This is a genomic window from Rugamonas rivuli, from assembly GCF_009380165.1.
In the GTDB taxonomy this organism is placed as follows: Bacteria; Pseudomonadota; Gammaproteobacteria; order Burkholderiales; family Burkholderiaceae_D; genus Rugamonas; species Rugamonas rivuli.
Genome location: NZ_WHUF01000001.1, coordinates 301927 through 315545, shown reverse-complemented (window position 1 = coordinate 315545; position 13619 = coordinate 301927). Strand labels below are relative to the sequence as shown.

At 60.8% G+C, this 13619-nt stretch carries 11 protein-coding genes; 2 read left to right on the top strand and 9 right to left on the bottom strand.

All coding sequences use genetic code 11. The annotated features are described in order from the left end of the window. Positions 1-5 precede the first annotated feature (5 nt). Together GEV01_RS01440 and GEV01_RS01435 are read right to left on the bottom strand one after the other, a co-directional pair. A complete protein-coding gene (locus tag GEV01_RS01440) occupies positions 6-980 on the bottom strand; it encodes an HNH endonuclease (protein ID WP_152801000.1) in 975 nt (324 codons plus the stop codon). After that, positions 977-2560, bottom strand: coding sequence for an AAA family ATPase (locus tag GEV01_RS01435; protein WP_152800998.1), 1584 nt, complete (start codon positions 2558-2560; stop codon positions 977-979). Before GEV01_RS01435 ends, GEV01_RS01440 begins: the two co-directional genes overlap by 4 nt. 165 nt (positions 2561-2725) lie before the next feature. On the opposite strand from GEV01_RS01435, the gene GEV01_RS01430 reads away from it, so the two are divergent. Further along, the gene (locus tag GEV01_RS01430; protein WP_328595408.1) at positions 2726-4027 is read left to right on the top strand and encodes a cation:proton antiporter; all 1302 of its coding nucleotides are present in this window, start codon (positions 2726-2728) and stop codon (positions 4025-4027) included. A 61-nt stretch (positions 4028-4088) separates the two neighbouring features. Then, positions 4089-5186: a GNAT family N-acetyltransferase gene (locus GEV01_RS01425; RefSeq protein WP_152800994.1), complete on the top strand. Its 1098-nt coding sequence runs from the start codon at positions 4089-4091 to the stop codon at positions 5184-5186. A 55-nt stretch (positions 5187-5241) separates the two neighbouring features. On the opposite strand, the gene GEV01_RS01420 is transcribed toward GEV01_RS01425, so the two are convergent. The 7 genes from GEV01_RS01420 to GEV01_RS01390 all read right to left on the bottom strand — a co-directional run bounded on the left by GEV01_RS01420 (position 5242) and on the right by GEV01_RS01390 (position 13477). Continuing rightward, on the bottom strand, positions 5242-5613 hold the full coding sequence (locus GEV01_RS01420; RefSeq protein ID WP_152800993.1) for a hypothetical protein: 372 nt from the start codon (positions 5611-5613) through the stop codon (positions 5242-5244). Between the two features lie 119 nt (positions 5614-5732). Then, entirely contained in the window at positions 5733-6458 is a 726-nt protein-coding gene (locus GEV01_RS01415; RefSeq protein WP_152800991.1) for a DUF7738 domain-containing protein, read from the bottom strand. A 73-nt stretch (positions 6459-6531) separates the two neighbouring features. After that, complete coding sequence (locus tag GEV01_RS01410; RefSeq protein WP_152800989.1) at positions 6532-8187, bottom strand: T6SS phospholipase effector Tle1-like catalytic domain-containing protein; 1656 nt, start codon at positions 8185-8187, stop codon at positions 6532-6534. 3 nt (positions 8188-8190) lie between these two features. After that, the gene (locus GEV01_RS01405; RefSeq protein ID WP_217428328.1) at positions 8191-8856 is read right to left on the bottom strand and encodes a hypothetical protein; all 666 of its coding nucleotides are present in this window, start codon (positions 8854-8856) and stop codon (positions 8191-8193) included. Positions 8857-8868: 12 nt separating this feature from the next. After that, complete coding sequence (locus GEV01_RS01400; protein ID WP_175022868.1) at positions 8869-9756, bottom strand: DUF4123 domain-containing protein; 888 nt, start codon at positions 9754-9756, stop codon at positions 8869-8871. Positions 9757-9758: 2 nt separating this feature from the next. After that, a complete protein-coding gene (locus GEV01_RS01395; RefSeq protein WP_152802264.1) occupies positions 9759-12629 on the bottom strand; it encodes a type VI secretion system Vgr family protein in 2871 nt (956 codons plus the stop codon). Next, positions 12626-13477, bottom strand: coding sequence for a hypothetical protein (locus GEV01_RS01390; RefSeq protein ID WP_152800983.1), 852 nt, complete (start codon positions 13475-13477; stop codon positions 12626-12628). The genes GEV01_RS01395 and GEV01_RS01390 overlap by 4 nt, the downstream gene beginning before the upstream one ends. Positions 13478-13619: the final 142 nt, after the last annotated feature.

Genomic DNA, 13619 nt, shown 5'->3' with positions numbered 1-13619 from the left:
AGCGATCAAGGCGAGTAGCTCGATATCAGGCTGTCCGCGATATCCTTGATGCAAATTCCCAGCGCAAAATTGCGCACCTCCGATTCCCTGAACCCGTACACAAACCGCTTCACGCCGACCAGATGGGCCAGCGTGCCGCCCGCGTCCAGTTGCGACAACACCCGCGAATGAACCTCCGCGATTTCGCGCGTGTACCACTGATAGCGCTGTGGCAGGATGAAAAAGTCCACCGACGTCTGTGCTGCCGCGTCTGAACCAAGCACTTCGATCTTGATCTGCTTTGCGGCCACCTTCTCAGCATTGGGCGACAAGCGCGTCCCATCCGCCAGCCGCAGACGGAACTTGACCGATTTTTTGCCGATCTCGAACGGGTGCGTCAACGCTTTGACCAAGGGATTCTCGGCGCCCTTGATGCTTGAATTGCATTGGTAACAGCTCGGTATCAGGTTGTACAGGCTGGTGCCAAGGTAGGGATAGCGCGACCGTGGATAAAAGTGATCGAGCGGCGGACGCATGTCCTTCGAACCGTGAACGTGAAAGTTCAGATGCGAGGTATGGCAGTAGGGACAGATCCTCAGCTTGTGCTCCTCCACCAGCTCGTATGCATTCCATCCTGGATGCACCCAGCCGCTGAAAGCAGCGTAATCGAACACCCATAGCAAGCCGGCCACGATATCCTGTTCCCATGCATCGCGGTCTTTGGCAGCCTTGGCAAGGATGGCTTCCAGCCATGCCAGCTTCTTGGTTTTACTGGTCTTGGTGATGAATTTCCTCAGTGCGGCCGGCTGAGCCACCAATATCTGCTTGAGATTGGAACGGAAGTAAACGACCATGTAGTCCAAATCGGACCTGGGCACACGCTTGCGTGTTTTGGCATCCAGGTGTTTGATCAGATCATCGAGGCGATCGTCGGCATGCTCGCTAAGCCGGTCGAAATGCTTATCCACCACGGCCTGATCGAAATATTCGAGTTTGATCATGCGCGGCACCGCTCCAAAGCCTCGGCGACCTGCTGCTCGAGAAATTTTCTGACATGCACGTCGGCGAGCGCCTCTGTCAGCTTCCTGATCGGCTCATAGTCCTGGCGTCGCGGGGCGTTGATAAAAGCCTCGATCCGCTTGAACTCGGTCTCCGAACTCTTCCCCTGGAAGACTGCGACCTTGTAGACGTCGGCCAGCGTACTGCGGGGCCCCAGGCCAAAACCGTTGACCTGTTCGCCGGAGCTTACATTGACCAGGCTATACGGCGGAGCGTCCGCCGCAACGATCAGAGAGTGCGTTGCCAGCAACAGGTAAAGACGGCCCTTGAGTTTGCGCATGTGCCGTACAAACTCCAGCAGCTTGTCGATGTAGACGCGCTGCCAGCTTGGATGCAGGAACATTTCGCCTTCATCCAACAGCAGGAACACCGGATGCTGTCCACCTTCCCGGCTCATCCGCTCCAATCCGCCATAGAGCGAGGCAAAGATGATCGCATGCGCCGTCTCGCCCGAGCTGAGGCCGGACAACGAAAACTCCAGCACCCCCAGCTCGGTACACTGCCGCAAGCTTTCGTTGCGGCCGGGAAGCCGCAGCGCGATCATCGCCTGCAACTCCGCCGGGGTGTAGCGCTCCGCCAGCCTCTTGGAAAACTCTGGTTGCGACAACAGCTGCAGCAGTTCCATGACCTGCACCACGTCATCCTTTTTCATGCATCTGAAAGTGGCACGGATCACCGTCTTCCAAAGCTCGTACAGGTCCCCGCGCGAATCAGCCGACTTCGGGAACAGATCGAGCTGCCTGACAAATTTGGCAGGAAACGCCCGCGACTTGCGCTCGTGGGCCACAACAAATAAACTCAGCCAGCAGCGCAACTGCATTTGTTCATGTTCCGGCAGATCGGCAGCAGCCTCCATCACCTTGCGGCGGACTAGCGGCACATGCGGATTGCGGGTGTTGCCCATCTGGTTGGAGATCGCGATCATCGAATTCGACACGCTCCTGACCAGCAACCGGATACGGATGCTGGCGTGGTCAAGAAACGGCATCTGCAACTGATCGCGAACCTTCAACAACGACAAGCCGTCGAATGTATTCCGCTCTCCATATGCAGGCGAGACATCGCGGACCCAATGGTTGTTGCCGAGTCGCCGGCGGCGATCCGCATCAAAAGGCGAGGTCGTATAGAACACCGACAGGCAACGCAACTGGTCGTCACTTTTTTGGATGTCCCCCTCCTTACCAACGATCGCGTAACGTTGAAGCGCTTTGCCGGGGCGCACGAACAACTTGCCGTTTTTTTCGTACAAACCGCCTGCGGTTTTAAATTTCCGATTGTCGCCAAACACGGTGGCCATATCGATCATTGCGCTCGTCTTGCCCGCGCCGTTCTCGCCATACAAAACCGCCATGCCCGCCACGCCGGCTGTCGTCATGCCCTTCGTCACATAGCGTTTGGTATTGCGGGCGACGGTCAATGTCTTCGGCGCCGAAACCGTCACGGTATAGGTCTTGGTCAGATTGACGACCAGCGGGGGCTTGCCCTCCCGCGCAATAAACAGACAATGCACCACTTCAGTCATCTATGCCCTCTCCATTAGCAATAAATCATTCTTGCAGGCTATTGTAGGAGGACGCCTACACAATGTATAGCCCCTGAGCCGCCGACCGTGGGTTATGCCACAGACAAAACTCCCGGCCCGGTCGAGACTATGTCGAAAGTCAGCGCCCCGCTGCAAAGGAGGCCTGTGAACACCACTCAATGGTTCCTGCTGGTCGGCTGCCTGATGCTGGCGCGCGGCCTGGCGGCCACCACGATCTCGAAGTCGCCCTTCACGTCCGCCATCGTCTACCTGGGCGTGGGCATCCTGCTGGGCCCGACCTTCCTCAACATCTTCGGCTTCGACCCCAAGCTGCAATCGGCCCTGCTGGAAGTGCTGACCGAAATCGCCCTGCTGATCTCGCTGTTCTCGGCCGGAATCAAGATGCCGGTGCCGTTCAAGCGGCAGCGCTGGAACGCGCCGATGCGCCTGGCCTGGCTGTCCATGACGCTGACGGTGGGGCTGGTGGCGCTGTTCGCCTACTACGTGCTGCACTTGCCGCCGGGCGCGGCGGTCCTGCTCGGCGGCATCCTGGCGCCCACCGATCCGGTGCTGGCCACCGACGTCCAGGTGCGCCACGCCGGCGACAAGGACCAGCTGCGCTTCACACTGACCTGCGAGGCCGGCATGAACGACGGCAGCGCCTTCCCCTTCGTCATCCTCGGCCTGGGCATGCTGGGGCTGGCCGACACCGGCCACCACCACCTGCGCTGGCTGCTGGTGGATGTCTTGTGGGGCACGACGGGCGCGGTGCTGATCGGCGTGGCGGCCGGGGCCGGCGTCGCCAGGCTGGGCTGGAAGCTGCGCGGCAGCGAACCCAAGCACGAAATCATGGACGACCTCGTGGGGCTGGGCATGATCGCCGTCGTCTACGGCATCGCCACCCTGGCCAAGACGTCCGGCTTCCTGGCGGTATTCTTCGCCGCCGTCGCGCTGCGCCAGACCGAGCTGGTCCTGGCCGGCGCCCCCACGGACAGGCACGGCATGATGGAGCCGGATACGGCGAAATCCGAAGCGGCCAGAACCAGCGCAACGCATGAGGCGCCGCTGATCGTCAGCGCCGGGTCGCTGGTATTCAAGGAACACCTGGAGCGGCTGTCCGAGCTGACGCTGGTGCTGCTGTTGGGCGGCATGATTTCGCTGCGTAGCATGCAATGGGATGCCTTCTGGATGGCCTTATTCCTGTTCGTGATCGCCCGCCCGCTCAGCGTTTTCACCGGTCTGCTCGGCAGCGACACCAGCCTGCGCATGCGCGCCATGACCGCCTGGTTCGGCGTGCGCGGCATAGGCTCGATCTACTACCTGATGTTTGCCATCGAGGCGGGACTGGCGCCGGAACTGGCGGCGCAGCTGACGCGCATAGCACTGTTCGTCATCATGCTGTCGATACTGGTGCATGGTTTCAGCGTCAAGCCGCTGATGGATACGGTGTGGCGCCGGCGCCGCTGATGGCCTCGTTTCGACCTGCATCAACAGGCGCCGGCGCGGGATATGGGATCGTCTAGCGACCATGTCCAACGATACCTACCTCATTGAAGACGCCAGCAAGCAGGTCGGCGACCACGCACTGATGGAGCGCTGGCGCGCACTGCTGGCCGATAGCGACAGCCATGGCCGCGTCTACCAGAGTCCGGAATTCTTCGACTATCTGCTGTCCACGGCGACACAGCATGCGCCGCCGCAGCTGTTCACCGTGAAGCACCGCTGGAGCGGCGTCGTGGTCGGCGTGGTGCCATTGACGCTGCGACGTCACAGTATCGATTTTTCCGCCGGCCGGCTGCGCCTTGGCTCGCTGCCGGTGCCGAGCGTGGTTCTGCTCGGCAGCGCGCCGCTGATGCCTGCCGAGCCGGCGCTGCTGGACCTGCTGCTGGATTTTCTGTTGAAGCACTTCCCGCAATGCCAGGCGATCTCGCTGACATCGCTGCCGTCGGACAGCGGCCTGTGGCGTTGTATCGCCCGCGGCCGGCGCTGCTATCGGACGCACGTGCTCAACGACTGGCGCGACTGCCACCAGATCCCCCTGCCCGCCAGCTTCGACGCCTTCATGGCGCAGTTCAACTCCAAGCGCCGCTACAATCTCAAGCGGCAACAACGCCAGCTGTGCGAGCATGGCGGCGGACAATTGGCGTTGCGCTGCATCGAGCATCCCGGGCAGTTGGCGGCCATGAGCGAGGCCTTGTCGCGGCTTAGCACTCCGGAGCATCGGGCACAATTATGGACTCCGGAAGAGATGCACGAGCTGGCACGGCACGGCATGCTGCTGTGCTACCAGATCGACTGCGGCGGCCTGCCCTGCGCGCTGATGCTGGGTTTGCAGTCCAGCGACACACTACATCTGTTCAACATCTTCCACGACAGCGCGCTCGACCATCTATCGGTCGGCACCACGATGCTGCATATGGCCATCGAAGACATGTGCAAGCGGCGCAACTTCAAGCGCATCGATCTCGGCTACGGCAAGCCGGGGCACAGCTACACCTCCACCAACGTCACCGTGCAACGCGCCCACGTGCTGCTGATGCGCGCGAGCTTGAAGAATCGCCTGATCTGCGGCGCGCATCGCTGCTTCAGCGCCGGTATCGCGTGGCTGAGGCGGCGCTTGAGGTAACGAGATCGCCCTGCCGCTCGTCATCGTAAAGATTGTGCGTGGTGTAGCTAGACGTTCACCCGGACCGGCGAGATGCTGCGAACTGCAACCCTCGTGGTGAAAATTGCGGGTAATTTTTCGAGTAGATGAGTTCAACTGTGTTATCCGGATAGATATGCACAGCGAGATAATGTTCGCCTGCCGAAGGAGGTGCCAGTTCGGGACGGTTTTGCGCGTGCACCACCTCGCCGTTACGTGGCATGCCCTGAGGCCCATCAAGCGTCCAACGCACAGTTTGCGCACCACTGGAGAACCTGGCGCCCGACATGGTTCCACCACCCGTACTTGGATACACGCCCGATACGCCGACGTCGGTGTCGCCAACAACCACGTCAAAAATAGGCCGGTCCAGATAACTAAACAGCACTGCCTCGACAACGATGGCCAATGATTTCCCCTTACAAGCAGATGAGAGACAAAACATCAGCCCGGCGGCACAAAAGGCGCGTCGGCGGCTTGAAAGAAGGAGGGGTTCGCTGGTGGTATGCACAGTATTCTGGCACCCGGTTATTTGGCTGCTCGAGAGCTGATGTTTATGTTGTTTACGGCGCCCGTCTCCACCGGCTCATCAAGATCAAAGTACATAACCGTGTTACTTCCAAACGTCCCGCCCGGAGCGACACAGTCGCGCAGACCGCAATGTAGATTTCGCTTTTTTTCTGCGCGTTTCAATACTTCCCAAAACATGGTACGCCTGTCCATGCCATAACCATCAAGCTCAAGATAGCCAGGAAATGGAGACTTGGGATAAAACCGCACCAGCGGCGGCAACGCTGTCCCGTCAGCCGACATAGTCACCAAGCCGTCATTCGGATCGACTTCCGGCAAGCGGAGATATATGGTGACATATGATATTTTCTTGGGTTTTTTATCAGTGAATCCAACCAGGATGCCAAGATCATCCCAATTGCACCAGCTCGGGTTTGAGAGGTCATCGCAGCGTCGTTCGCCAGGGAGTATCGCATCCCATTGAGAAGCAGTCCTGCCGAGTTCCAACCTTTTCCCGTTATAGAGTATTTTGTCCTGCCGGAGAATAATTTCAGGCCGAGCACCACGCGAGACCGTTCTTGATTCACCGAAATTATGTTCTTGAGTCTCGGTGCCCGTAGCTTGAGCCGCCTTCCGGACTGCCTTACTCCACAGTTCGGCCACCGTTTTCCGTTCTGGAGCAGCATGCGTCAGTCCGCCAGGTATCAGCAGGACTAACAAACAGATAGTTAAAAAATAGCGCATTCCCCACCTGCTCTGTGCATCTGTTCCAAATCTTCCACGACAGCGTGCTCGACCTCCTATTAACAAGCGGAAGTTAAGCGATCGCAGTACCGTCCGTCGGCAACTGACCCTTCTTAGGCATCAGCATAGCCTCTTTTGCCCCCTCCGTTTCCGGGTGGTCGCCCTCATAGCGCCAGTACAAAAACTTCTTGCCCCGCTTCCCCATGAAATACTGGCGATTGCGCGACCAGCGGCTGGCTTCGACGGAACCCAGATGCGAATCGGCCATCTGGTTTTTGAAGCCGGCAACGGAATCGTGGACATAACGGTCAAAGAACTTATCGAACAGTGCCCGCTTCTCGGCCTTCATCGATTTTCTCAACTTGCCTTTCCACGCGTCGAAAATCACATCTTCCAACGGCGTCGTGGAGCTGCGGAAAAATCCCGTCTTTTTCTCGGCAATGTCCTGCACGTCGGTTTCCCATTCCTGATCGGTAGTGGTCATATACGTGTCCGGCGTTGCGTACATCACCGACTGCCCCTTTGCTATCAACGCTTGCCGCTCCTTGAGCGCAGCACGTTGCCGCTCCGTCCGTCCCCAACGCCAATGATAGTAGCCGGCCATGTGGCTGATGACTTGCTGTTCCAGCTTGCTCCCCTCGGCCACGACACTCATATACGCTTCAAAACAGGATTGCAACTCGCTGGTAATCTCGAACAACGAGCCGCTGTTTTCCAATACTTCAGACGGCGGGTTGAGCGGCACACCGGCGGCATAAGCGGACAAATACATATTGCACAGCGCGATGCGGGAAAGCTCGTTCGATCGGCCTTCCTGGGTCATCGAACCATAACCGCCACCTACGTCCGAGTGGGCGCCGGGATAGAACGTCTCCCGGCAGTTGGAATTGATGTTTTGATCTTCCCGCACTGAATCGGAAGGGAATTTTTCCCGCACCTCGTGAGAAGCGACGTAGTGCTCACAAAAACGCACATACCAGGGTATCCTCAGGTCGCTGGCCCAGTCTGCATGGCCGCCATCGTCTATGCTGTACAGCACTCCGCCCCAAACCGGCCCCAACACATACTTGAGGCTGGATTCCATGCGGCTGCCACCAAAACCTACCGAAGCGACGGTATCGAAGATGCCAAGAAAGTAAATGACCAGACGCGGCTGCTTGAAGCCGCTGCCCTTGGTCCAGATCAGTTCCTCGCCCTGCTTGTAGCATTGATCGGCCAATTGCCGCACAAATGCGCGCGCCTGGGCCGCCCCCCGACTGAAACCAAAAACCGCCACGTTAATCTGGCTGACATGCGGCATGTGGCGCTCGACCCGTGTCTTAAACTGCTGCAGCATCCACGTAATGCGCGCCTGCCCTTTGGCAGCGGACGCCATGCCGGCCGCCTGGTCGATACCTTTGCCGCTGTCACCCACTGCGGGAAACGGCGTTCCCACCCCGGGCGCGTATAAGCCATAGGTACGCTTGGCAGCGTCCTCGTCCGGGTGCGCAAACTTCGCCAACTTGGCGACATTGCTGTACTTCTCGACGTCACTGTTAAGCTTGCCGTTGCCATCTTCTTTGAAGTTATTCCCCGTACCGTCGAAGAAACAACTGATCCAGACCGGTTTCCTGCAATCGGCCAGGTCCGCAGTCATCTCGATTTTGTTCAGCTGGCTGCGGTAGATATTGCGCGCTGCCTTCTCGTCCTTGCTCAGGTCGGTCAGCCGCCGCACGGTTGGTTTGCTCATGCGCTACTCCTTGTGTGGCGCCCGGGGAATGCCGAACCACGGATTGGTGATCTCCTGCTTGCAGTATTGGCCCTTGGGCATCGGAGCCGCATGTGCAAGCACTTGAGCCGAACTGAGCGGAGCCGGCGCCGATGCCTTGCCGTAGCTGCCGATAACCGTACCGTCCGGCAGGAAATGCAGCGACAGATTGTCCGCAGTTACAGGGGCCGGCCCCGGCACCTCCACCATGGCGGAACACCAGCGGGTTCCCGGCGCAGGCTCCTTGCTGGCGCGGTCGTCGTAATGTTTACCGCTCTCGCCTTCGAACAGATCGAGGTCGTACACCACATTCCATACCACCCTGAGCTTCGTGGGGGCTGGCAGGTGTTTGTCCCAGATAAAACAGCAATCCGCGAAAGCGAAGCGATACTGCTCGCCACCGTCTAACAGCGCGCGACTGGAATTGCGGAAAAAGACCGAGCCGGCACGCGCAGCATCAGCCACGTTAAAAGGCAGTGTGGCATCCTTGAAGCTGATGTCGTAAAGATTGTGAGTGGTGTAGTTGTACGAACTGGTCGTCATCGTGTTCGCCAACGTTTCCGCTGCCGAGTCCCCGGGACTCCCCTGTGGCTTACATGCAGTCAGCAGCAAGGCAATGGTGAAAGATAAAATTACAGCGATAAACTTCATGGTGATTTCCATTTAACTATGCAACGCCAACTCGGCATCCTGCGACATGGCGCCCCAATGCGCCGGCGCCCAGGCCAGGATGCGGTCATTGAATGAACCGGCGTCACGGGTATCGAGCGTCGCAGCGGCAACGCGATAACGATCGAAGCCAGGACCGAACATCAATCCCAGCATGCAGTAAGTTTTCAGATCCGGCACGCTTTCCAGGCCGTAGGCTTGGGCGCGGCCAAGCTGAGTGGCGAGAAAATCATAGCGCTCGTGGGCTGGCATGGCTTGCAGCTCGTCGACATTGTCCGAGGCCAGCAAATCCATGATCATATACGGCATGCAGCGCGCCATGAGAATTTCATGCTGCGCTGGAGACATACACATCGGCGCCGCCGCCTCAAAGCTTGCATCCAAGGCGGGTGTGCCGTGAATGATCTGGGCACTGCCGCGCACATCGATATACAGCCACTGCTTGATTCCCTTCAGCGCAATATCACGCTGGTCGCGGTTCAAGACCGCCAGCCAATGCGGCAAGATCCGTGGATCGTAATAGCGCATGATCCATTCCGTTCCATCCTCATGCACGACATTGGTCATCCACGCAAGGCGCGATACCAACGCTTCCACCGGCTGCGATGTGGTCATCAGCGAAACATAGTTTGCACTGCCCTCAACGTTCACAATACCGGCAAGCACCGTGCATGCATTACGATGCGCGTGCTCGACCAACAGCGGACCAGCATAGACAGCGTCGAAATTGGCCGATGCGTCCAGCAGGGAATGGAAACCCAGGCCTTTTTTCCGCTCCAGACCCAGCTTGTGCAGATCCTGATTCTGGGCGCCGTCAATCAGGCTGAACAGGCTGGCATCGTCTTCAAGGTTCAGCAAGGGCAGCAAATCCGTCGTCTTCACTGTCAGGCTCCTTTGGCTGCCACTGGCGAACCGCTCTTCGCAGCATTCAACAGGCATTCCTTGCAGATGCTGCGCGGCATAACCGGCAGCGCATAGTCAGCCTTTCCCGGGCCTTCAAAGGCTTTGGTCCCTGCATGGATGGTGATCTTTCCGGGGCACTGTACCGTGATATTCCCGCCATCGATCGTGATGTTCGCCCCGCCCGCCGTCGACAGCGTAATGCTCTTTGCCGCCGCCCAGTCGACAAAAGCATTGGCGCTGACAAGGTTGACATCGTCCCTCGCCTGCACCTTCAGCACCTCCGCCTGGGCCTGGATATCGACAGTGTCCTTGGCGGCGATCATCTGCACGCCGATATTGCTTTCGCCCGGCTTGACTGCCCCGCCCAGCACGCCGATGGCCTGCCGGCTATGCACGCGCAACTGCCCGCCGCTGGCGAACTGGCTATCCGCTCCGCTCATCAGGACGATGGTCTCGCCGTTGGACATCTGCATCGCCTGCCCGGCCGTCACGCTCAAACCGGCCTTGCCGCTGACGGCGATCACCGGAGAGCTGATGTGCGGCAGCCGGCCATCGCCAGCGGCGGTACTCTTGTCGCCGGCATCACCCTGGGCTGCACCAAGACTGGCGCTGCCCACCATGCCCGACACCGCAGTCAACATCGCCTGCAACGGTGCGGACTTGTCGTCCATCACGCTCGCACCGGCCTTGGCCGCGCCGATGTGCGTTGCCAATGCAACCGTCTCATGCGTCTTGGCCGCCTCGCTGAAGGTCTGCCCTAGCTGCACAGCCTGCTTCATCAACGCGATGCCTGCCGTGTTATCGCCCATCGGCTCACGCTCGCTGGCGCTATGATCGATCTTGTAGCTCGACACCAGCAACCCGCCACCGGCACGCAAGGCTCCATACGCATCGGTGCGCAGTTCGGCGCCCTGCCCGCGCAGACTGCCGCGATAATTGTCCGCGCTGTGGATCAGATGGCCCAGCGTCAGCTCGCTGGCGGCGTGTGTCGAGCGCAGTTGCACGCGGCCCTGCGCATCGGTATCGTCGAACATCAGCTGGTTGTAACCGGAACCGCCAAACTCCTTGCTGCGCAAGCCCCACTGCGCCGCCGCATTGCCGTGACCGGCCGTATCGGCGGAAGCGCCATGCCACAAGGGACTGTTGCCCGCCGCCAGATTACCCTGCGCCGAAGGTGCATGATCGCTGGCCGGATTGAACAGCGCAGCCTGGCTGTCGCCTCCCGCCTGTCCCGCCGGGGTCGGCGCCACGCCGCCTTCGCCCTGGCCGTTGTACAAAGCGCCGAGGATGATGGGCCGGTCGATATCGTTCTCGATGAACTGCACCAGCACCTCCTGCCCCACGCGCGGCAGGAACTGGCTGCCCATGCCGCCGCCGGCCGAACGCTGCGCAACGCGCACCCAGCAAGTCGCGTCGCCGTTGTCCTGCCAGTGATAGCGGATGCGCACGCGGCCCAGCGCGTCGCAATGGAGCTCGTCCGATCCGGCCGGCTGGTCCGATCCATCGGCACCGATGACGATCGCACTTTGCGCGCCCGACGCGGTCGGCTTGTGGTGGTTGCGGCCGTCGCTGTCCGGCCGTTGCGGACGCCAGATCACATCGGCGGCGACCGCTTCAAAGCTGTTGGCATAGCCGGTCTGCCGCGCCTGCTCGATCACCAATGCGAAGTCGTCGTCATGCGCAGGCGCCAGTTCCTCCAGCAATTCCGGAATCGGCCCGAACAGTTCGGCCAGCCCATGCGAGGCCGGCGACGGCAGGTTGTTGACACCGACGCTGGTGACGCGCAGCACCGTATAAGCCGGGGTCTCCGCGCCATCGGCGGCAGCCAGCGGCCCCTGCGTAACGTTGACGCGGCGCCCTGCCGCCAGCGTGCGCACCGTCGAACGCCCGCGCCATTGCTGGCTGCGCGCCTCGCGTGCCTGCATCTGCAGTTCGGCATAGTGCTGTGCCTGCGCGCCGCTCGCATACGCATATTGGCCCGGCACGTCGAAGCTTTCCAGCTGCGGCAGTTTCTTGTATTGCTGCTGGGCCGGTGCGCTGGCGGCGACGGCTTTCCTGGCTTTGTAGTCGTAGCTGAGCAAGGTGGTCAGCGTCGCCGTCACGCTGCGCCTTGCCTGCAAGGCCTGTATCGTGTCCTGCTTCTCGCCGGCGCGCACGCCATGGAAGCGGATGCCGCCGCCCGCTTCGCTGCTGGCGTCCTCGGGCACCGCGCCGAGCTGGCTGCTGTCGGCGAACAGCACCATGCACAGGCCGTCTTCGGTTTCCTCGAAGCGCCAGGCCAGGCCTTCCTCCGTCAGCAGGCGCAGCACGAAGTCGTAGTCGGACTCGCGGTACTGGCAGCAATAGCTGCGCGCGGAGACGTCGGCCAGGAAGCTGTCGACCTCTTCGCTCCAGCGCCATTGCGCCAGCGGCTGATAGGCGGCGAACACCGATTCGACGATCTCGATCACCGTCTTGTCCTGCCATACGCGGCTGTTGCGGACCTGGCTCAGGCGCCACAGCCACGGCGTCAGCCGCAGGCGGAAGCGCGCCAGGCCGCCTTCGCTGCCCAGCATGGCTGCCTGCGTGATGTCGCCGCTGAAGGTGGTGCGGCTGCCGTCCGCCAGGCTCACTTCGAGACTGGCCGGCTTGCCCAGCAAGGGCGCCAGCGCGACATGGGCATCGGTCGACAGCACGATGATGTCGCGCGCGCCGCTGCCCTGCACCATGTCGTCGGCGCAGAAGGCTTCGACCAGCAGGCCGCCGGAGCCGAGCTCGTCACCGTCATCGCCCAGCTTCAGCGCGTACAAACGCGTGGCGCTTGAGAACTGCGCCAATGCCGTGGTGATTTGCTGAAGCAAGGCGACGCTCATGAGTTCGATGCTGTCTTCGCGGCAGGCGCCGGTTTGCATTCAGGCTCTTTCTTGGCGTCGGCCGCGCACAGGCGGGCGCGGCACTGCTCTTCACCTGCGGCGTTGTACTGCTTGCAGGTCTTGAGCTGGTCGGCCGGCGTGCTGGTCTTCTTGACCGGCGGACGGGTCTGCAGATGCGCCATCAGCGCGCTGATCAGCGTGACATCGTTATCCGCCGGCTTGCCCGGCGCCTTGTCCTTGGCCGGCGCGGTCTTCTGCGCCAGCTTGACGTTGTCGGACTTGCGCTCCGGCTTGCTTTCCACCTTGCGTTCGGCCTTGTGCTCAGGCTTGTGTTCGGGCTTGCGTTCCACCTTGGCCAGTTGCGCGGCCTTCGGCTGCGGCCGCTCCAACGCCTGCGTCAGCTCGTCGTGGCCGGACTTGGGCTTGGGCGGCTCGGCCAGCATTTCCTTCAGCGACGGCAGCTTGCCTTCCGCCGGCGGGCTGACGGCGGCCGTCGTATCTTCCAGGATCGCCGCGGTGGACACTTCCGCCTCGGCCGGTGCGGCCGTGGTCACAGGCGGTTTGGCCGGCGCGGCGTCGGCCACCACGGGCAAGCTGTCGACGTCGGGCGTGTTGCTCATCCAGGCAAGCACGCCGCCGACCGCCGCCAATGCGCCCAGGCCTACGACACCCCACACCACCAGCCGGCCCGAACCTTTGGCCTGGCCCGGAGCACCGGCAACGGCCGGCGCGGCCGGCTTGCTGTCCAGCGTGCTCAGGATGCGGCTGCGTTCGGCCTCCGCCTGCTGTTCCGAAGAAAGAAGACTGGGCCTGCCCCCTTTCGAAGGGCGATCGTCTTGACGTTGCAAAATGTACTCCTTGTTAATTTCGCATTACTTTACGCGATTCAAGAAAAACACGACGCATAGTACGAAGTCAACAGTGCGCACCTCATATTTCCGTGCTTTGCCAAGGGGATTTCAATCGTGCGCTGGATTGTCATAACTGTAA

What these genes read in the sequence shown, in the direction of transcription:
- GEV01_RS01440 (WP_152801000.1), bottom strand. Translation starts at nt 980, where the DNA reads ATGATCAAACTCGAATATTTCGATCAGGCCGTGGTGGATAAGCATTTC.
- GEV01_RS01435 (WP_152800998.1), bottom strand. Translation starts at nt 2,560, where the DNA reads ATGACTGAAGTGGTGCATTGTCTGTTTATTGCGCGGGAGGGCAAGCCC.
- GEV01_RS01425 (WP_152800994.1), top strand. Translation starts at nt 4,089, where the DNA reads ATGTCCAACGATACCTACCTCATTGAAGACGCCAGCAAGCAGGTCGGC.
- GEV01_RS01415 (WP_152800991.1), bottom strand. Translation starts at nt 6,458, where the DNA reads ATGCGCTATTTTTTAACTATCTGTTTGTTAGTCCTGCTGATACCTGGC.
- GEV01_RS01410 (WP_152800989.1), bottom strand. Translation starts at nt 8,187, where the DNA reads ATGAGCAAACCAACCGTGCGGCGGCTGACCGACCTGAGCAAGGACGAG.
- GEV01_RS01405 (WP_217428328.1), bottom strand. Translation starts at nt 8,856, where the DNA reads ATGAAGTTTATCGCTGTAATTTTATCTTTCACCATTGCCTTGCTGCTG.
- GEV01_RS01395 (WP_152802264.1), bottom strand. Translation starts at nt 12,629, where the DNA reads ATGAGCGTCGCCTTGCTTCAGCAAATCACCACGGCATTGGCGCAGTTC.